We start from the raw sequence: 18,780 nt of genomic DNA on the forward strand, positions 1-18,780 counted from the left end.
ACCTTGATGAGGGGGTGTTTGTTCCCTGCGCCGATTCGGCTCACAGCGGAATAGCTCCGGCCTGCAGATCGTCGTTCCGAGAATGCGCAACACGCTCGACAACGATGCTCAACCGCAAGAGGCCATCGATCCGATCAGCGGCATGGTGGTCGCGATCACCGGCGCCAGCAGCGGCATCGGGGAAGCGACGGCACGTCTGCTCGCGACGCGCGGAGCGCGACTCGTCCTGGGCGCCCGGCGCACCGCACGCCTGCAAAGTCTGGGCGACGAGTTGAGTGCCGCCGGCGCCGAGGTATCCCTCATCACCACGGACGTCACCTCGGCCGAAGACCTCGTACGACTGGTGGGTGCCGCCGTCGCCGACTTCGGCAGGCTCGACGTCCTGGTGTCGAACGCCGGGATCAGTGCGATCGGACCGCTGGCCGACGCCGACGTCGCGGGCTGGGACGCGATGATCGACGTGAACCTGCGCGGGGTACTGCACGGTGTCGCGGCCGCGATGCCGGTGTTCCGGCAGCAGCAGCGCGGGCATTTCGTCACCACGGTGTCGACTGCCGGCCTGAAGATCTCGCCCACGATGGGCGTGTACGCGGCGACCAAGAACGCCGTCCGCACCCTGATGGAGGCAATGCGGCAGGAATCGACCGACGGGGTCATCCGCACCACCTCCATCTCGCCCGGATTCGTCAACACCGAACTCGACGGGTCGATCACCGACATCGCCCTGCGGAACGCGATCCGGGCCGACATGGACGCGTTCGGCCTGGCACCGGATGCGGTGGCCCGTGCGATCGCGTTCGCGATCGAGCAGCCACCCGAGGTGGAGATCGGCGACCTGACGATCCGCCCGACCATGCAGGGCTGACGCCGCACGGGGGAGAGGGCGGCCCCCTGCCGCACCACCCGCACGGGTGATGCCCGGCGCACCCGCACGCCGGTAGATGTGTGGCGCATGCCCCCCTGGCGCTTACGCGATTTCCACGACGATGACCTCGATCAGGCGATCTCGGTCTGGGATCAGAGCCGTGAACCCGGCGAACCGCCACCGGCGTTCCCGGTCTCCGAGGTGGTTTCGGCCGCCCGCTCCGGTCAGCCCGCCGTCGTCGCGGTGGTCGGTGATCAGCTGGTCGGAATGGCGGTCGCGCAGATCACCGGCGACCGGGCCTGGATCTCGATGATGGCGCTCAGCGATCGTTGGCGGGGTCGCGGCATCGGCAGCGCCCTGCTCGCCGAGCTGGAACTGCGGCTGCGCACCCTGGGGGCGCGGCGCATCAGCGGCCTGCTGCCCGCCGAGGCCACCGGCACGGCGGCGCTGCGCAATTCGGGTTACGCCGAGCGCTGCGACCTGCACTACTTCGAGAAGGTCGATCACGTCGGAGCTTCCGATACCAGCCTGTTGACCGCGCTGGGCGGCCAGCTGATGAGTCCCGGTCTGTGGGAGGGCATGGCCGGTATGGAAACCGAGAAACGGATGATCGAACGCCGCATCGTGTTACCGCTGGCCAAACCGGATCTGGCGGCACGCTACGGCGTCTCGCCCCCCAAGGCCGTCATCCTGTTCGGCCCTCCCGGCACCGGGAAGACCAGCTTCGCCAAGGCCGTCGCCGGCCGTCTGGGCTGGCCCTTCGTCGAGATCTTTCCGTCGCGGCTGGCTACCCCGGATGTCGCGATGCCCACCGCGCTGCGCGAGGTGTTCACCAACCTCAACGAGCTCGACGCCGCTGTGGTCTTCATCGACGAGGTCGAGGAGATCGCGGGATCGCGTTCGGGCATCCCGTCCGACCCCGCCCACGGGGTCACCAACGAGCTGCTCAAACTGATCCCGCCGTTCCGCCAGCACGACGAACGGTTGCTGATCTGCGCGACGAACTCGGTGCGCTCGCTGGATTCGGCGTTCCTGCGCCCCGGCCGCTTCGACTACATCATTCCCGTGGGACCGCCCGATGACGTTGCGCGCAAAGCGATCTGGAATCGCTACCTGGGTGGCAGCGCCGACACCGTCGAGGTCGACAAGCTGGTCGAGGCAACCCATATGTTCACCCCCGCCGACATCGAGTTCGCGGCCCGCAAGGGCGCCCAGTGCGCCTTCGAGCGCGAGATCGAACACCGACGCGGCGAGCCGGCGTGCACCGACGACTACCTGTCCGCCATCGCCGAGACCAGACCGACCCTGACCGACGCGATGCTCGACGAGTTCAGCGAGGACATCGAGGTGCGGACCCGGTTGTGACCCGCACGGCAGAGAGCCTGCCGCTCGGGGGAAACGGCAGGCTCTCTGAGCGTGGGTGGGTGGCTAGACGGTTGCCTGAGCCCCCAGAACCCGTTGGATGTCCGGCTTCATCTGCTGCAGCTGCTGACCCCAGTAGCCCCAGCTGTGCGTTCCCGACGGCGGGAAGTTGAAGACGCCGTTGGTGCCGCCGGCCGCGATGTAGTTGTCGCGGAAGGCGATGTTGGTGCGCAACGTGAATCCTTCCAGGAACTGCGCGGCCATCAGGTTCTGGCCCGGGGTTCCGGAGTCCAGGTCCGACGGGGTGCCGGTGCCGCAGTAGATCCAGACCCGGGTGTTGTTGGCCACCAGCTGGTTGATGTTGACCATCGGGTCGTTGCGCTTCCACGCCGGGTCCGAGGACGGGCCCCACATGCTTTCGGCGTTGAAGCCGCCCGCGTCGTTCATCGCCAGCCCGATCAGCATCGGCCACCAACCCTCCGACGGGTTCAGGAAGCCCGAAAGCGATGCGGCGTAGATGAACTGCTGCGGGTGGTAGATCGCGTAGGTCAGCGCCGCGCTGCCGGCCATCGACAGGCCGACCACGGCGTTGCCCGTGCGCGAGACACCCCGGTTGGCCTCCAGCCACGCGGGCAGTTCCTGGGTCAGGAACGTCTCCCACTTGTAGGTGTAGTTCTGTCCGTTGCCCCGCGACGGCTGGTACCAGTCGCTGTAGAAACTGGACTGCCCGCCGACCGGCATGATCGTCGACAGGCCGGACTGGTAGAACCACTCGAACGCCGGCGTGTTGATGTCCCAGCCGTTGTAGTCGTCCTGGGCGCGCAGACCGTCGAGCAGGTAGACCGCGTGCGGTCCACCGCCCTGGAACTGGATGCGTATGTCGCGGTTCATCGACGGGGAGAACACGTCCAGGTACTCGACGGGAAGACCGGGTCGGGAAAATGCCCCAGCCGTTGCCGAACCCCCGGCGAAGCCGATCAGCCCGGGCAGCGCAACGGCAGCCAAGGCGGCGACCGCCGCCCGACGCATCGCTGCCCTCGCGGTACCACGCCACTTCTCTGTGAACTTCATAACGGCAACCAACCCACCTTTCTCGTCAAAGTCTTGTACTGCTCGCAAAATTGCCGTCGCTTTGCAGTCGTAGTGGATCACGTTGGGGCTGCAGACTTACCGACCCGACACGGTGGATCCATATCGCGGTTGGCTAACGATTGCGACTCGGGCCGGACTCACCGCCGACCGTGGACGGGGTGTGACCAGTGTGACCAGTGTGAAAAATAGTGACCAGCGTGAAGCCGAATCCCCGGACGGGTTGAGCCTGCCGCCCCGGCCTGTCACGCTCGACGACACGATGACCGTCGATGACGACCCCCATGACCTCCACCGGTTCGTGGCCGCACAGCAGCGCGTCTACGCCACGGTGTGTGACGAACTGCGCGCCGGAGCCAAGCGGACCCACTGGATCTGGTTCATCTTCCCGCAGCTGCGCGGACTGGGCCGAAGCTCGACCGCTCACCGGTACGGCGTGGCTTCCCTCGACGAGGCGAGGGCCTACCTGCGCCACCCGGTGCTCGGACCCAGGCTGCAGGAATGCGCCGATCTGCTGATGACACACCAAGAGCGTTCCGCCACAGCAATTCTGGGCCATCCCGACGACATGAAAGTGCGGTCCTCGATGACGCTGTTCGGCCGCGCCGGAGACGACGAGGTGTTCCGTGCGGTACTGGACGCCTTCTACGGCGGGCAGGAGGACCCGGCCACCGTAGCCCTGCTCCAGTGAGCGTCAGCGCGGCGCCAGCACCAGCCAACCGTTCGGCGGGACCGCGGTTTCGGTGACGACCTCAGCGGGTGGGGCACCCGAACCGGCGACCACCTCGGCGCGGGTGAGCCCGAACTCGGTGAGCGTCACCGGCAGTGTCGCGTCGTCGACGTTGAGCGCGACCACCAGTGCATCGTCACCACTGCGGCTCGAGTAGACGTATCCGGTGTTGGTGACACCCAACGGGGTGGTCCTGGCGGTGTGCAACCACGGATGCCGGCGCCGCAGGCCGATCAGGTGCTGGTGGGAGCGGAACAGCTGATGCCCGTGCTCGCCGACACCGTCGAAGGGTGCGCCGAACTCGGGCCGCACCGCGTCGTCTCCGCCGAATCGTTCCTCTTTGACCCCGCGGTAGGCGACCTCGTCGCCGGCGTAGATGCTCGGGGTTCCACCCGTGGTCAGTAGCAGCACCAACGCGTGTTCGACGTGCTTAGGGTCGGTCAACTGGCTGGCGATGCGGGTGACGTCGTGGTTGCCGATGAACGTCAGCGGCACGAAGGTGTCGAGGAACTCGTTGTGCCGTGTCAGCGCCCAGTCCAATTCATGGAAGTTCGCGTCGTTGAGGCTGCTCCAGATCGCCTTCCACAGTTCGTACTGGGTCACCGAGTCGAAACCGGAGTCACGCACCCGCGTCGGGTAGTCGCCGTGAATGACCTCGCCGACGAACCAGGCCTGTGGATGACGTTCCCGCACTCGGGGCAGCACTTGAGCCCAGAACCGGTCGGGGACGGCATAGGCGGCGTCGAGTCGCCACCCGTCGGCTCCACGATCGAGCCAGTGGCTCATCACCTCGACGGTGTAGTCGACGACCTCGGCGTTGGCGTGGTTGAGCGCGATCAGTCCACCGTGGCCCTCGAACGTGACGAAATCGCCGCCGCGGCGGCGGAACCACGACGCGTCGCCCCCGGCGTCGGCCTCCCGGTAGCGCGGGAAATCGGTGCCCACGTGGTTGAACACGCCGTCGAGCAGGATACGCAGCCCGCGGTCGCGGGCCGCGGCGACCAACAGGTCGAAGTCGGCGTCCTCGCCGAGCCTCGGGTCGATCCGGTAATGGTCGGTGGTGTCGTAACCGTGGGAACGGGAGGCGAACACCGGCCCGAGCGCCAGACCCGAGGCACCGAGCTCCACCGCGTAGTCCAGCCAGTCGACGATCCGACGCAACCTGTGCTGGTCGGCGCCCGGCACCGGGTCGGCAGGGTAGGCGCCCACGAAGCCCAGCGGGTAGACCTGCCACCAGATGACGTGCTGGACCCAGTCGGGCGCTGTCATCTCGGCTCCTCGCGCAAGCGCTCGTCGGTCATCTCGGCTCCTCGCGCTCGGTCATCTCGGCTGAAACGCTTTCGCATACAACGCCTTCATCTCCTCGGTCAGCTCGTCGGCCGGTCCGTCCACATCCACACCGGGCGCCACCGCCGTGATGGGCAACGCCGCGACCGGAGGCGCAGGCGCGGCCCATTCGAGCAACCATTGGGTCAGCTGCGCTGACGACGCGGCGTAGACGACGCGTCCCAGGCCTACCCAGGCATGGGCGGCGGCACACATCGGACAGTGCTCACCGGAGGTATAGACGGTCGCTCGCTTGCGTTCGTCGGGGGTCAGGTGCTCGACCGCCCAGCGGGCGATCGCGAACTCCGGATGCCGGGTGGCGTCGCCGTCTTTGACTCGATTGTGATCGGCGAATCGGACCGATCCACGGTCGTCGACCAGCAGCGAGCCGAACGGCTCATCGCCGCCGGCCACCGCCTCGCGGGCCAGGCTCACGCATCGGCGCAGGTGCTTCAGGTCGTCGTCGGTGACAGCCACAGCCGGAGTCTACGGGGCGTCGTCGATGCCGCCGATCGGCCGGCGCGGAACGCTCAACCACAGCAGTGCGGTTGCAGTCTGCACGCGCAGGACGACTCGATCGGCACATCGGCCCGCGCGGCGGCCAACTCGAACTGTTTGCCGATGATGACGGCTTCGGCGTCACGGCCCAGCCGCTGAAGGCATTCGCGATACCCGTGCAAACTCCATACGTTGCCCGGATGCTGACACGCACGACTCAGCGTCGGATCGAGTCCGAGGTCGGCGGCGTACACCCGCGCAGCCTCCTCGACCTGCCCCCGCTCGAGCAGCAGCGCGCCGAGTGCATGCCGGGTGGGCTGCATCCACCCCCAGGGCTCGTCGTAGGGCAGGCCGTCGTCCAACTCGACCGCACGCCGAAGGTGAGCAAATGCACTGTCGAAACGCTCTGCGCGGTAATCGATCTCACCGTCGAGCAGGGCAGCGGCCACTGCCAGGATGTCACGACTGGTGTTGTTGAACAGGTACCGACTGTCGGGGATGCGCTGATAGGCGGCAGCGAACAGTTCCCGTTCCGCGGCAGCCTGTTGCAGGTTCCCACAGGCCGCGTGGGCCACCCCGCGGCCGTAGTGGATGGTGGCGGTGGTGGTGCAGTAGAGCTCCCGATCGTCGGGCAGCGGTGTCTCGATCAGCTCGGCCCAGCGCCCGAATCGCACCAGAACGTGCACCCGTAACGGCACGAATGCCTCCAGCCAGTCCGCCATCGGCGGGGATTCGATGGTCAGCAGCTCCGGGGTCAGCTGTGCGGTGAGTTCATCGGCGGCCTGCAGCGCAGTCGCGGAGTTCCCCTCGAACAGCGCCGAGTAGACCACGAAGTGCAGGTTGTGCGCCCGATACAGGGAGTAGAAATTCAACGCCCCCTGGTCTGCTGCGAACCGTCGATCCACTTGGGCAGCAACGAGATTCGCTTGGATCGAGTCGTGATAGTTGCCGCACAGCACATCGATGTGGCTGGGCATGTGCTGCAGGTGACCCGCGTCGGGCACCAGGCCGCGCAACAGATCGGCAGCGGGCAGCGCCGCCTGCGGGGTTGCCGACATCTCCATGGTGTGCAGGTAGAGGTGCAGGATGCCGGGGTGGGCCCGCCCGGCCGGGGTGGCCAGTGCGGCTTCGAGAATCCCCTTGGCCTGCAGCACCCTCGAACCGGGTGCCGGCTCGCCGGAGCGGCTGTCCCACAACGCCCACGCCGTGACGTTGACGAGGGCGTCGGCGGCCAGCGCCGCCACGTCCACATCGTCCGGATAGGCCTGACTCAGCGACCACATGGCATCGGCGTATGCGCAGTGGCCGGCCTGCAGCGCTTCGGCATCTGCGGGGTGCTCGGCGCCGAACCGCGCGGTCAGAGCCTGGATGAGGCCCAGTTCCAACGGCGATGCGGGGCCCGCCGCGGCCAGCGCGAGCTCTCCGCGCGCCCGCGCCAGCGAGGACGCGAGATCGCGCGGGTCGAACGCCTCCCAGCCCTTGTTGTAGTTCGGGCCGACCGCATACGCGATCCCCCACCGCGCCATCGCGAAGTCGGGGTCATGGGTCAGCGCGCGTTCGAAACACCTGATCGCTTCTTCGTGGTTGAACGCGTAGGCCCAGACCATGCCCCGGTCGAACCAGATCTGCGCGGCCGGCGACGGTGTGTCAGTCGGTCGATGGAACGAGCCGAGATCGTAATACGGTTCGGTGACGCCGGGCACGCTCGAGGCCGCGTTCATATACGGCACGATAATCCACCCGGGCGGCGGTGGCGGCGACGGCGAGGAAACACCCGGCGGCCGCCCAGATCCCCAGTGTCACCAATGGAGTCGTGGCTCCATGGCCGTCGAAGTAGGAGACGCTGCGCAACAGCGAAACCCCTGAGCCCTGTGGGACGACGCCGGTGAGCGTCGAGTAGAAACCGGAGAGCAACGGTCGACCGACCGGGCCGGCGGCGGCCGCGTTGCCGACGACGACGAGGAAGAGTCCCAGCGCCACCGACGTCGCGGTGCCGAAAGCGGCGGCGACACCGGTGATCGCGCCGCCGACCGCCATGGCGTAGAGCCACAGCACACCGAACACCTGCCAGGTGTGCCCTGTCAGCGCCCCGAGGACCGGACCGACGTACCCGGTGACCGCACCGGCGAGCACGGCGGAGAACGCACTCAGCGACGCGGTGCGCAGCGCCAGGGTGGCGGGACTGCGCACAGTTCCCATCAGCCGACTCAGCAGCGCCGCGCCCAGTGAGGCGCCGATGGACAGGAAGATGACCGCGTAGAACTCGACAGTGCCCGAGGGGTCGCCGGCCGATGTCGGCGCGACGTCCTCGACCACCGGAGTCAGACCGGCACGTTCGGCCGCGGCGCGTCCCACGGCCTCGGCGGCGGCCGCGACGCTGCGACCCCCGCCCCCGGCCACGTAGATCGTCATCTGGCGGTCGGCGGTGACCGCCAGGGCGGCGTCGGCGGCGCGTTCGAAAACCTGGGCGCCGGCCGACGCGGAGTCGCCGACTTCGTTGACGGACAACGCTTCCTGTTCGCGCAGACCGTCGACGATGGGTGCCGGGGCCGACACCGCAACCGTGAGGTGGTGCAATGTCGGTTTGGCGAACGCCCCGGAGTAGCTGGCGACCATCGCCAGCACGAAGGCCGTCAGCGCCCCGAGTGCCAGCAGCGTGGTGCGGACCGCGGAGCGGTTACCGAGCCCGAGCGTGTCCGGGATGTGGTGTCTACCCATGGTGGGGTCCTTTCGATGCGCAGGAGATGCCCAGCAGCGCGTCGACGGTGTCGAGGGCGGCGCCGACCCGGGCGGCAAGGTCGGTGGCGTCCGGATCCTCCATCCAGGACCGCAACACCTCCAAGAAGCCGCCGACCAGGAATCGGGTCACCGCTTCGGCGGGCAGGGGTGCCACGGTGTCGAGTACGGCCATACCCTGCGTGGCGATCCGCCGGCAGGGGACCAGCAGCGCCTCGCGGTAGGCGGTCAACAGCTGCTGGTTCACCGTGCTGGGAACGATGTTGTGGCACATCGAACCGTGCCGGGCGGCGAACTCGAACAGCTCCAGGACGCGGGAGCGGGCGTCGATGTCCTCGACGGTGGCCGGGTCATTGCCGTGGCCCGTGGCCGCAGAGGCCGCCGGTCGCGGCTTTTCCGGGCCCGGTCCGACCGCTGCGGCGAAAGCACCGGTGACGGCCAGCGCGACGGCGTCGTCGCGGTCCCGGAAATGCCGGTAGAACACCTGGCGGCTGACCCCGGCCCGGGCCACCAGGTCACCGACGGTGATCTCGTCGACCCGGCGCTCGCCGGCCATCGCGAACGCCGCCTCCACCAAGAGGGTTCGAACCCGCTCGGCGCGGGGGTCGGCGCTGCGGCCACGGGCATTCACGACACAACAGTAGGAAACTTTGTAGACACTTGTCCACAAAATATTAGGTAATCTAAGACACCGCGTCGGGGCGGCTGTGACCGCGGTCGCGCACTGCCCAGCAAATCAGTGGCCGGCGACCACGTCCGGTTCCTCGAGCGGCGCGGGTTGCCTGCCGCCCGGCAGGAACCAGAACACCACGCACACCCCGCCGAAGAGCAGGTAGCCCAACGCCACCTGGGGGGCGGCCGCCCAGGCAACCTCGGGGGCGTGGATCAGCCCGATGAAGGACAGCAGCGCACCCACCGCCGACGCGATCGCGGCGTAGAGGAACTTCTTCTCCAGGATGTAGGTGACCATCGTGCCCAGAATCAGGCCGACGAGCACCGCCCCTTCGCCCAGTGTCTTGAGGCCGTCGTAGACCACTCCCGCGCCGTTGAGCGCCTCCGCGGTCACCTCGGCCGCCGACGTCCCGGCCGCACTGAGCGCGTTGTCGATCATGCCGCGTCCCCACTCGGCCAGGTTCGGCAGCAGTGCCGCGACCACCGCGACCGCGTGCAGCCGCGGGACGGCCTGAAACGCCTGCGCGCCGATCAGCAGACCGATGTAGAGCAGGATCGGCACGATCGCGGGAACCGGCAGCAGCGCGGCCAGGACACCGAAAAGCCCGACGAAGCAGAAGACCCCGATCACCGCACCGCTGGCCAGCGAGTAACCCGCCCGCCCGCCGGCGTCCTTCCATCCGGGGTGACCGATGTAGACCGCAGGCGGAAACGGCGAGCCGAACGCCGATCCGACCACCGCACCCGCACCGTCGGCGAGCAGCACACTGCGCAGGTTGTAGTTGTCGCCGGCGGCTGCCGCGCTCTCGACATTGCTCATCGCCTCGGTGAAGTTGTAGACACCGAGCGGAATCGCGGTCCCCAACAGTGGCGCGAGGTCGGCAAGCCCGTTGAGCAGCATGCCGATCCGTAGATCGGGGACGCCGACGGCGATGTCGTGGAAGGCCTGTCCGACGTCGGGCGCCGACATGTAACCACCGGCCCACCCGATCGCCGTGCCGACCAGCAGCGCCACCAGCCCCACCGGGATTCCGCCGGGAAGCCGGACATCGGTGAAGAATCCGATCAGGATGATCGCCAGTACCGGCAGGCCGATCCAGGCCACCTCCCACATCTGCGCGGCCGGACGCATGGAGATGAACGTGATCGAGATACCGGCGAGGGTGCCGAGCATCGCGGCGCGCGGTGTCAGCTTGCGGATGTAGGGACCGACGAAGGCGCCGATCATCACGATGACACCGATCAGGAAGGCCCACGCCAGCCCGGCCTGCCACGCCTGCATCGGGTCGTCGGTGGCCAGATAGACAGGCAGCATCACCACGAAGACGACGATGAACATGTGCGGCACGCTCGGTCCGTAGGGCAGCGCCGTGACATCGGTCCGCTGTTCACGGCGCGCCAGCCGCCGGGCGAGGAAGGTGTAGTACAGATTTCCCAGGATCAGGGCCACCCCGAGTGCGGGCAGCACGGTGCCGAGGACGTCGCCGGCAGGGACGGCGACGACGCCGATCATCAGCCCGGTCAGGGTGAGCACGTTGACGAGAATGTTGAAGCCCAGCCCGAAGAAGGCGTTGGTGTCTCCGCGCGTCCACCAGGGCGGCGAGGTCGGCGCCTCGGCCGGCGGTTGCATCGGGTCGGCGGACGGATTGGTGAGGTCGGTGCTCATCGGTCCTCGTTTCAGGCTGCCGTGGCGGCGAGTTGACGGAGCGCCGAGATCACCGCGGCGCTGTCGGCGACCCAACCGAAGATCCCGCCCTGCGCGGTGATCATGTCGAGACCGACGCGGTGGAACTCCGGGAAATACGATCCGACACAGTCGGATACGACCAGGCACTCGTATCCGCGGTCGTTGGCTTCGCGGGTTGTGGTGTGCACACACACCTCGGTGGTCACGCCGGTGACCACCAGCGTGGTGATACCGGCCGCGGTGAGCACCTCGGACAGTTCGGTGGCGTAGAACGCGCCCTTGCCCGGTTTGTCGATGACCACCTCGCCGGCGATCGGGGCGAGTTCGTCGACGATGTCGTGGCCGTACTCGCCGCGGATGAGGATCCGCCCGTACCTGCCCGGGTCGCCGATGCGTTGTGACGGCGCCCCGCGGCGCAGCTTGGCGGGCGGGCAATCCGACAGATCGGGCTGGTGACCCTCACGGGTGTGGATCACCATCACACCGGCCGAACGTGCGGCGTCGATCAGGGCGGCCAGGGGAGTGACAACGTCCTGCAGCCGGCTGACGTCGTTGCCCAGGCTCTCCCCGAAGCCACCGGGCAACAGGAAGTCGCGCTGCATGTCGATGACGATCAGCGCGGTCCGGTCGGCGACGAGCGGAAAGTCGGTCGGCTCTGCGGGTATGGCGATGGTGGGGTTCACAGGTGCTCCTCGGCGGTGATCAGGACAGTGGGTCGGGGAGAACAAGCACGAGGCTCGTCGAGAATCTGTGCGGCCAGCTGCAACACGGTCTCGTCGCTGAGGGCTCTGCCGAGCAGCATGGCGCTGTGGGGGCGCCCGTCCGTGGTGACGCCGAGTGGAATCGCCGCACCCACCAGATCGAGCAGGTTGCCGAAATGGGTGTAATGGCCCAGTTGGGTGTTGCAGCCGATCGGCGCGGCCAGCACCTCGTCGACGGTGAACGTCGTTGCGATGGTGGGCACCACCAGGACGTCCATCTGGCGCCACAAGCGGGCGACCAGCGACCTGAGTTCCTGCAGCCGTTGCAGCGCGGAGAACGCGTCGACGGCGGTGTAGCGGCGGCCGCCTTCGAGGATCTCGCGCACGACAGGGTGGATCGAATCAGGTTGGGCCGTCAGGAAGTCGTCGAATTCGACGAGTCGCTCGGCCACCCACGGGCCCTGGTAGAGCAGCTCGCCGGCAGCCAGAAACGGCTGCAGCGAGACCTCGACGACGGTGTGGGTGCGCACCAATTGCCCACGAAGAGCGCTGTGCGCCAGCCGCATCTCGTCGTCGCCGAAGAACTCCAGCTCGGAGTCGGGCGGCAGTCCGATGCGGATCGGAGCACCGGAGTATCGCGGCCCGCGGTCGCGGGACCAGGGGTCGGCATCGTCGCGGCCGACCATGATGTCGAGCACCCGGTCGACGTCCTGCACGCAGCCGGCCATGACGCTGAGGCAATCCAGGGACCTGCAGGCCGGGACCAGACCGACGGTGCTGATGAGCCCGCGGGAGGGTTTGAAGCCGACGATTCCGTTCAGCGCGGCGGGTACCCGCCCGGACCCGGCGGTGTCGGTGGCGACGGCGAACGGTACCTGTCCGAGTGCCACCGCGCGCGCGGAGCCCGAACTCGATCCGCCGGAGATCATCTGGTCTGCGTAGACACTGCGGGGGATCGGGTGGGGGGTACGGGTGCCGTTGAGTCCGGTGGCGAACTGATCGAGGCTGGTCTTGCCGACATAGAGCGCACCTGCATCGAGAAGTCGCTGCACCGCGGGCGCGGTCGACGACGCGACATAGGCGTAGTCCGGGCATGCCAGTGTGGTCGGGTGACCGGCGACGTCGATGCTGTCCTTTACGCCGAACGGCACTCCGTAGAGCGGCAGCGTGCGGGCGTCGGGTCGCCGCTCGATGGCCTCGGCGGCGGAGATCAGCTCATCCCGCGCGACGGTGGACAACCACGTCCCGTCGTCACCGCGGGCGGCGATCGCGTCGGCGACGCGCGCCGCGGTCTTGGTCGGCGAGCCGGTCCCGCTCGCATGCGAGGCGAGGATCTCAGCCACCGAGGGTCCGATGGACGGTCCGGGTAAATCGGCCATGTCTGTCGATTGTCGACAGAATGATGGCAACCACGGGTCAACCGTGTGTCGATTGTGTTAGCGCGGCCGTGCCGGGCGCCGCTGTGTCAGAACCGCTGTGTCAGAACCGCTGTGTCAGAACCGCGGTTCAGCGTCCAGGTGATCCGGTTCCAGGCCCAGGTAGTCCAGGTGCCCGTGGTCCCGGATGGCGGCGACGACGACGGCGGCGTCGTTGGTTTCCAGAGCCTTCAGGACAGCTCGGTGTCGCGCGGCGCCGTCGTCGCCGGTCGCGCCCGCGCGGGCGGCTTTCGGACAGGCCCGCTGCCGCGCTTCTTCGCGCAGGTTCCTGGCCATCGGTACCTGCAGTTTGAGCAGGATCGGCGCCAGCGCGATGTCGAGCTGGCGGTTGCCTGCAAGGCCGACGACCGCGGCATGGAAGGCGCGGTGGGCGTCGTCGCGCTCGAGCGCATCCTTGGCCGCGTCCATCCGCTGGAGCGCGACGCGCACCGGCTCCAGGTCGACGGCGGGATCCCGCAGCGGCAGCGCGGTTTCGACGGCATGGCGCTCGAGCACATTTCGCAGTGCGAAAAGCTGGAGGATGTCGGTGGGGGACCACTCGGCCACCCGTGAGCCCCGTCGCGGCAGATGTTCGACGAGGCCCTGTTGGGCGAGCAGTCGAAGTGCTTCACGCAGCGGCGCCCGACTGATGCCGAAGTCCGCGCACAGCTGCTCCTCGACGATCTTCGTGCCGGGGGCCAGTTCGCCGGACAGGATCGCCTCACGCAGCCGCGCCCCGGTGACTTCGACAAGCGTTGCGGGCAGCACCAGCCGAGTGGACTCTCCGCTGGGGGCTGCCATGGCACACCATGGTAGGAACTAACCCGGGGCAGCGCAGCGACGCCACCCCCGACACTCGCCGAGCGATCCCGCACCGAGCTCCACTTCGTGAGGGATACCGCCGGCTACCGACATGGGTGCACGGTCGACGCGCACCGAGCCCGCCGAGCCCTACGGTGTGTCCTACGGTGTGTCCTACGGTGTGAGGAACCAACGCTTCAAGAACTGTTCCAACTCGTCGACATCGGCACCCGCCGCCGCCAGGTAGCCATCCGGACGGACCAGCATCCACCCGTCGGATCGGGCGTCACGCACCGTGACGACATCGGCCCACCCGGCCGCGGCGGCCACCACCGCAGCATCACCGGCGAACACCGTCAACCGCGCCAGATCCAGCTCGTCGTACAGACCGTCCACGTCCGGCACCCGCTCACCGGCGAGCGGATTCATGCCGCAGCCTCGGTAGCCTGCCGACAGCTGGCCGAACATCGCCGCCGCCGCATCCTGGACACGCCTGCGTGCCAGAGCTTTCGGGGCTACCCGGATACGTAGCGCGTGCACGAGTGCATTCGTCGAGTTGAAGACCCGGGTGCCGATCTCGGTGACCCGAATGACCGTCCGGATCACCGGCAGACGCTCCGACGAATAGGTCTCGAGCAGTTCCGGCCGCGCGCGGCCGTCGAGTACCATCGCAAGCTTCCACGACAGGTTGATCATGTCCTGGATTCCGACGTTCATTCCCTGACCACCCGCCGGGCTGTGCACGTGGGCGGCGTCCCCACCGAAAAATACTCTCCCGCAACGTAGCTCGTGCATATGCCGACTGTTGATGCGGAAACGTGAACTCCAGTTCTGGGAGTGCAACCGTACCGGGACGTGCACCACGCGGTCGAAGAGCCGCTGGATATGGCGCACGGAGGGTTCACCGGTCGCACCGCTGATCGTGTCCGGATCGGTCGCCATCATCCGAAAGCGGCGGCCTCCCATCGGGAACACTGCGACGAACCCCTCGGCGGCCAGGAAGATCGACACCTGATCCTCGGGGAGGTCCCCGTCGATGTGCAGGTCGGCGAGCACGTAGTGATGGGGGAGCGTGCGCCCGGGGAAGGTCAACCCCAGCTGCGTGCGCACCGTACTGCGCGCACCGTCCGCCGCGATCAGATACGGGGCGCGCACCACCTCTTCGGTGTCGCCGCACCGCAACCTGACCTGCACGGCTGAAGCGGTGTTGCGCACGGAGGTGACTTCCACGCCGCGTTCGATCTTCACCCCCTGCCGGTGCAACTGCTCGGTCAGCAGCCGCTCGGTCTCGGCCTGGGCCAGCATCAGTATGTAGTTGAATTGACTTGACATCCGGTGTAATTCGACTTCGGCCAGGCGCGTGCCACCGGCATGGAGCGCCGCGCGACCCACCCGGTTGCCGAGGGCGCACAGCTGATCGCCCACTGCACGCACGCGAAGCAGCTCCAAGGTGCGCGACTGCACCGCCAGCGCCCGCGACTCGGTCGACGGCGCTGCCGCGCGGTCGACGATCCGCACCGCCACGCCGAGTCGGGAGAGCTCGAGCGCCGCGCTCAGACCGGTGGGGCCCGCACCGACGATCAGTACATCCATGGCGATCTCCGATCAAGTCAACATCCGTTGACTTAGACGATAGCCCCCATGGCCGCTTTGTCAACGGTTGGTGACTTATGCTCGGATCATGGCCGACAAGCGCACACGCAACGCCGAGGGCACCCGCGCGGAGATCCTTGCCGCCGCGCGCCGGCGCTTCGGCGCCGACGGATACGAGCGGACCACCCTGCGCGCGGTCGCCGCCGACGTGGGCGTGGACGCCGCGCTGGTCATCCGCTACTTCGGCAACAAGCAGCAACTCTTCACCGCCGCCGCCGAGTTCCGGCTCGACCTTCCCGACCTGCGCGGACTGGCACCCGATGCGATGGCCCAGGCGTTGATCGAACGCTTCTTCGCCGTGTGGGAACGCGACACCACGTTCGTCGCACTGCTGCGCGCGGCGATGACGAGTGCGGCGGCAGCCGAGGCCATGCGCGACGTGTTCGCCACCCAGGTGGCGCCCACGTTGGCTGCCGTCGCCCCCGACCATCCGGCGCCGCGGGCCGTGCTGATCGGTTCGCTGGTCCTCGGCATGGCCACCACGCGCTACGTCCTGCAGGCCCCGGCCGCCGCCGCCCTGAGTCATGACGAACTCATCCGGTGGACGCGACCGCTGATCCGTGAACTGCTCGTCGGGCCACCCCCGACGTGACGAGGCGCCTGACACATGTTCTAGTCGAGGGGTGCTTGACTACACCCATGTCGACGGTCTGAGCGCCGCCGACGTCGCCCGCCTGCGAGCCGTCTACGAACCGTTGACCGAATCGGTGCGCGCGCTGATCGACGCGACGATCCGCACCGAGGCCGACGCAGCGGCCGTCGCCGCCGCCAAGGCCGAGATCGACTCCGCGACGGCCCGGTTGCAGGTGGCGCAACGCGACGGATCCTTCGGCGTGCAGTTCGGCGCCGAAGGCGACTCGATGCCGTGGGGCAACGCGGTGATCGGGGTTCGCAACCCGACCGCCCCGCCCCTGGTCATCCACAAGGACGCCGATGGCACGGCGCGTAGCGAGTTCTACCTGGGAGCGGCATTCGAGGGCCCGCCCGGACACGTGCACGGCGGGGTGTCGGCCAAGATCCTCGACCACATCCTGGGCGATGCCGCCAGCAAGCCCGACGCGCACCGGCTCACCGGCACCATCACGGTGCGCTACCGGCGGCTCACCCCGTTGGGGCGATTGCACTCCGAAGCGCGGGTCACCCACACCGACGGGTTCAAGACCTACGCGGTGGGGCACATCGCCGACAGCACCGGGGTGACCGTGGAAGCCGAGGCGGTCTTCATCGAACCGCGGTGGGCCCGGGCCTCACGCTGATCGCCGATACGCTTCGGGTGATCGCGCTGATCTCGGCGGCGAGGACGCGTGCGCGGCGTTCGTCGTCGCCGTGCCGCGGAACGGCGTCGCGCAACCGCTGCTCGGCTGCGGCCAGCTCCGGTCCGTCGACCGACCACGGCGAGGCGGCTGTCGGCGGGTCGCCGCACAACGCCTCGACGTACTCGTCCACGGCGATCACGAACTCCCGGTCCACGGCGACCTCGGACTGCATCCGAAGGTGGTCCTCGAGCGTGGCGCACGCACCGGTCACCGAGTTCAGCGCCGTCCGGTAGGACCGCAACCAGTGACGCAGTTCCCGGGCGTCCATCCGCATCGCCCCGGTGGTGGCCTCGAATGCCGCCCGCGCGCGAAAAGCCCGTTGCCAGGCGGACGTCAGCGCCTCCCGGGGGTTGTCCACCTGATGCACGTAGGCCCTGATCACGGTCGCTGCGTAGTCGACCTCGGTCTTGAGCAGTTCGCCCGCGCGTTGAGACAGCCGGGTCAGGGCGTCATCGGGCAGCACCACGTGCGCGATCATCGCCAACGCGCCGCCGGCCAGCACCGCGAGCAACGGGTCTGCGATCGCCGAAGGCACCTCGGGTCGCCCGAGGTCGACGACGAACACCGCCACCGCCGTGACCGCGGCGGCCATCGCGACGTATCCGAGGCCGGACACCACACACGCGACCCCGATCGCGACGAGCGCGAACACGACCGACACCGCCGCACCGGGGTCGAGCACCACCAGGACGGTCGAGGCCGCGACCATACCGGCCAACGCGCCGGCCAGCCGCCCGGCACAGCGGGTGTAGGTATGCGCGGTTTCCGGGCGCAGCACCATCAACACGGCCAAGGGAATCCAGAAGCCGTACTCGGCGTCTGTGTAGCGGTCGACGACGCAGCCGATGGCGACAGCGACGGCCAGTCGCACGGCGTGCCGCAGCACCGGCGAGCGCCGATCGAGATGTCTGCGGATGACGGCGACGGCCGAACCCACCGAGGTACGTAACTCGGGACGTCGCAACCGCACCACATCGGGGGCCGACGGAGCGAAATCGCCGAGCCGCAGCGCGACCGCCTCGTGCAGCAGCGCCGACAGCTGTTGCACCGCAGCGGATTCCTCGCCGCTCACGGTGGCGGCCACGCTGTCGAATCGGCTGATCGCCACATCGGATCGCACTCGCCCGGACCTGCTGGTGTCGGCGACGGCGGCCAGCGTGTCGGCTGCTTCCTCAAGGGCCAGCGTCAGCTCGCCGGACCGGGTGGGCGCACCGGCCAGGTCGGTGAGCGTGGCGGCGATCCGTTCCGGCAACGCATACCAGCCGCGATAGGACGTGGGCCGGTGGCGACTTCTGGCGTCGGTGGCCGTGAACGCCTCGCGCAGCGCGGCCAGCGGTTCGAGATCGACCGCCCACCCGTCCGCGGTCGGGCCGTCCTTGAGCTTGCGGACATCGGCAGCCAACGACCGGTAGGCGCCGACGAGCGCGTCGCGCTGGTTGCGCCAACGCACCGGCGGCCACAACGCGATCATCCAGACCTGCAGCAGCCCTCCGAGGGCAGCCAGCGCCGCCGCCCCGACCGCCGCAAGGGGCGAGCAGGCGACCGGTGGCGCCGCGACCAGCAGCGCCGCCGAGGCCGCGCCGACCAGTCCGGCGTTGGCGCCCAGGGCCCACAACATCGCCGCGCCGAAGCACCACAGCACCGAGACGGCCACGAACACGGGGGAGAATCCGCACGTCAACGCACCGAGCAGTACCGCCGATGCGGTCACCGCGGTGACCAGGACCACCGCCGTCACCCGGCCCCGTGGCCGATCCTGCAGTGCCGCGGCCGCTGCGACGGCAGACGCACCGACCACACCGGTCACCGAACCCGCCGGCCCGAACTGCACGGCCGGCACGGCCACCACCGCCACCCCGACGAGACTGCGCAACACGGCGGCGACATCCGGCACCGCCCACCGCTGCGCCAGACTCTTGATCACGCATC

17 protein-coding genes are annotated in these 18,780 nt (G+C 68.6%); 5 read left to right on the top strand and 12 right to left on the bottom strand.

Going from position 1 to position 18,780, the window contains the following annotated elements; all coding sequences use genetic code 11:
• Nucleotides 1-82 precede the first annotated feature (82 nt).
• Nucleotides 83-865, top strand: coding sequence for an SDR family oxidoreductase (locus tag ACNUDN_RS14725; RefSeq protein WP_419122624.1), 783 nt, complete (start codon nt 83-85; stop codon nt 863-865).
• 87 nt (nt 866-952) lie between these two features.
• The gene (locus ACNUDN_RS14730; protein ID WP_419122625.1) at nt 953-2,230 is read left to right on the top strand and encodes an ATP-binding protein; all 1,278 of its coding nucleotides are present in this window, start codon (nt 953-955) and stop codon (nt 2,228-2,230) included.
• Nucleotides 2,231-2,293: 63 nt separating this feature from the next.
• Here ACNUDN_RS14730 and ACNUDN_RS14735 read toward each other — a convergent pair whose 3' ends face one another.
• On the bottom strand, nt 2,294-3,298 hold the full coding sequence (locus ACNUDN_RS14735) for an esterase family protein (RefSeq protein WP_419122626.1): 1,005 nt from the start codon (nt 3,296-3,298) through the stop codon (nt 2,294-2,296).
• A gap of 280 nt (nt 3,299-3,578) precedes the next feature.
• On the opposite strand from ACNUDN_RS14735, the gene ACNUDN_RS14740 reads away from it, so the two are divergent.
• Entirely contained in the window at nt 3,579-4,007 is a 429-nt protein-coding gene (locus ACNUDN_RS14740) for a DUF1810 domain-containing protein (protein WP_419125175.1), read from the top strand.
• 3 nt (nt 4,008-4,010) lie between these two features.
• Here the strand turns inward: ACNUDN_RS14740 and ACNUDN_RS14745 are convergent, their stop codons facing one another.
• The 10 genes from ACNUDN_RS14745 to ACNUDN_RS14790 form a co-directional block, all read right to left on the bottom strand.
• Nucleotides 4,011-5,315, bottom strand: a complete 1,305-nt coding sequence (locus ACNUDN_RS14745) for an alpha-amylase family protein (protein ID WP_419122627.1) — start codon at nt 5,313-5,315, stop codon at nt 4,011-4,013.
• Between the two features lie 51 nt (nt 5,316-5,366).
• Nucleotides 5,367-5,849, bottom strand: coding sequence for a nucleoside deaminase (locus ACNUDN_RS14750; protein ID WP_419122628.1), 483 nt, complete (start codon nt 5,847-5,849; stop codon nt 5,367-5,369).
• Nucleotides 5,850-5,902: 53 nt separating this feature from the next.
• Nucleotides 5,903-7,591, bottom strand: a complete 1,689-nt coding sequence (locus ACNUDN_RS14755) for a tetratricopeptide repeat protein (RefSeq protein ID WP_419122629.1) — start codon at nt 7,589-7,591, stop codon at nt 5,903-5,905.
• On the bottom strand, nt 7,518-8,588 hold the full coding sequence (locus tag ACNUDN_RS14760) for a hypothetical protein (protein ID WP_419122630.1): 1,071 nt from the start codon (nt 8,586-8,588) through the stop codon (nt 7,518-7,520). Before ACNUDN_RS14760 ends, ACNUDN_RS14755 begins: the two co-directional genes overlap by 74 nt.
• Complete coding sequence (locus ACNUDN_RS14765) at nt 8,581-9,237, bottom strand: TetR/AcrR family transcriptional regulator (protein WP_419122631.1); 657 nt, start codon at nt 9,235-9,237, stop codon at nt 8,581-8,583. Before ACNUDN_RS14765 ends, ACNUDN_RS14760 begins: the two co-directional genes overlap by 8 nt.
• A gap of 105 nt (nt 9,238-9,342) precedes the next feature.
• Complete coding sequence (locus ACNUDN_RS14770; protein ID WP_419122632.1) at nt 9,343-10,944, bottom strand: SulP family inorganic anion transporter; 1,602 nt, start codon at nt 10,942-10,944, stop codon at nt 9,343-9,345.
• Nucleotides 10,945-10,955: 11 nt separating this feature from the next.
• The gene (locus ACNUDN_RS14775) at nt 10,956-11,648 is read right to left on the bottom strand and encodes a cysteine hydrolase family protein (RefSeq protein ID WP_419122633.1); all 693 of its coding nucleotides are present in this window, start codon (nt 11,646-11,648) and stop codon (nt 10,956-10,958) included.
• The gene (locus tag ACNUDN_RS14780; protein ID WP_419122634.1) at nt 11,645-13,045 is read right to left on the bottom strand and encodes an allophanate hydrolase; all 1,401 of its coding nucleotides are present in this window, start codon (nt 13,043-13,045) and stop codon (nt 11,645-11,647) included. The genes ACNUDN_RS14775 and ACNUDN_RS14780 overlap by 4 nt, the downstream gene beginning before the upstream one ends.
• A 114-nt stretch (nt 13,046-13,159) precedes the next feature.
• Complete coding sequence (locus ACNUDN_RS14785) at nt 13,160-13,882, bottom strand: GntR family transcriptional regulator (protein WP_419122635.1); 723 nt, start codon at nt 13,880-13,882, stop codon at nt 13,160-13,162.
• A gap of 174 nt (nt 13,883-14,056) precedes the next feature.
• Nucleotides 14,057-15,475, bottom strand: a complete 1,419-nt coding sequence (locus tag ACNUDN_RS14790) for an FAD-dependent oxidoreductase (protein ID WP_419122636.1) — start codon at nt 15,473-15,475, stop codon at nt 14,057-14,059.
• A gap of 88 nt (nt 15,476-15,563) precedes the next feature.
• On the opposite strand from ACNUDN_RS14790, the gene ACNUDN_RS14795 reads away from it, so the two are divergent.
• Together ACNUDN_RS14795 and ACNUDN_RS14800 are read left to right on the top strand one after the other, a co-directional pair.
• Nucleotides 15,564-16,127 (top strand): TetR/AcrR family transcriptional regulator, encoded by a 564-nt coding sequence (locus ACNUDN_RS14795; protein ID WP_419122637.1) that lies wholly within the window; start codon nt 15,564-15,566, stop codon nt 16,125-16,127.
• A gap of 31 nt (nt 16,128-16,158) precedes the next feature.
• Nucleotides 16,159-16,791: a PaaI family thioesterase gene (locus ACNUDN_RS14800; protein WP_419122638.1), complete on the top strand. Its 633-nt coding sequence runs from the start codon at nt 16,159-16,161 to the stop codon at nt 16,789-16,791.
• Here ACNUDN_RS14800 and ACNUDN_RS14805 read toward each other — a convergent pair.
• A complete protein-coding gene (locus tag ACNUDN_RS14805) occupies nt 16,757-18,775 on the bottom strand; it encodes an FUSC family protein (protein WP_419122639.1) in 2,019 nt (672 codons plus the stop codon). The genes ACNUDN_RS14800 and ACNUDN_RS14805 overlap by 35 nt on opposite strands.
• Nucleotides 18,776-18,780: the final 5 nt, after the last annotated feature.

It is taken from the genome of Mycobacterium sp. smrl_JER01 (assembly GCF_048513595.2).
GTDB lineage: Bacteria > Actinomycetota > Actinomycetes > Mycobacteriales > Mycobacteriaceae > Mycobacterium.

Bases quoted from the DNA above. Each gene is read 5' to 3' on its own strand.
- ACNUDN_RS14760 (WP_419122630.1), bottom strand. From the start codon at position 8,588: ATGGGTAGACACCACATCCCGGACACGCTCGGGCTCGGTAACCGCTCC.
- ACNUDN_RS14745 (WP_419122627.1), bottom strand. From the start codon at position 5,315: ATGACAGCGCCCGACTGGGTCCAGCACGTCATCTGGTGGCAGGTCTAC.
- ACNUDN_RS14785 (WP_419122635.1), bottom strand. From the start codon at position 13,882: ATGGCAGCCCCCAGCGGAGAGTCCACTCGGCTGGTGCTGCCCGCAACG.
- ACNUDN_RS14770 (WP_419122632.1), bottom strand. From the start codon at position 10,944: ATGAGCACCGACCTCACCAATCCGTCCGCCGACCCGATGCAACCGCCG.
- ACNUDN_RS14780 (WP_419122634.1), bottom strand. From the start codon at position 13,045: ATGGCCGATTTACCCGGACCGTCCATCGGACCCTCGGTGGCTGAGATC.
- ACNUDN_RS14730 (WP_419122625.1), top strand. From the start codon at position 953: ATGCCCCCCTGGCGCTTACGCGATTTCCACGACGATGACCTCGATCAG.
- ACNUDN_RS14790 (WP_419122636.1), bottom strand. From the start codon at position 15,475: ATGGATGTACTGATCGTCGGTGCGGGCCCCACCGGTCTGAGCGCGGCG.
- ACNUDN_RS14725 (WP_419122624.1), top strand. From the start codon at position 83: ATGCGCAACACGCTCGACAACGATGCTCAACCGCAAGAGGCCATCGAT.
- ACNUDN_RS14735 (WP_419122626.1), bottom strand. From the start codon at position 3,298: ATGAAGTTCACAGAGAAGTGGCGTGGTACCGCGAGGGCAGCGATGCGT.
- ACNUDN_RS14755 (WP_419122629.1), bottom strand. From the start codon at position 7,591: ATGAACGCGGCCTCGAGCGTGCCCGGCGTCACCGAACCGTATTACGAT.
- ACNUDN_RS14740 (WP_419125175.1), top strand. From the start codon at position 3,579: ATGACCGTCGATGACGACCCCCATGACCTCCACCGGTTCGTGGCCGCA.
- ACNUDN_RS14795 (WP_419122637.1), top strand. From the start codon at position 15,564: ATGGCCGACAAGCGCACACGCAACGCCGAGGGCACCCGCGCGGAGATC.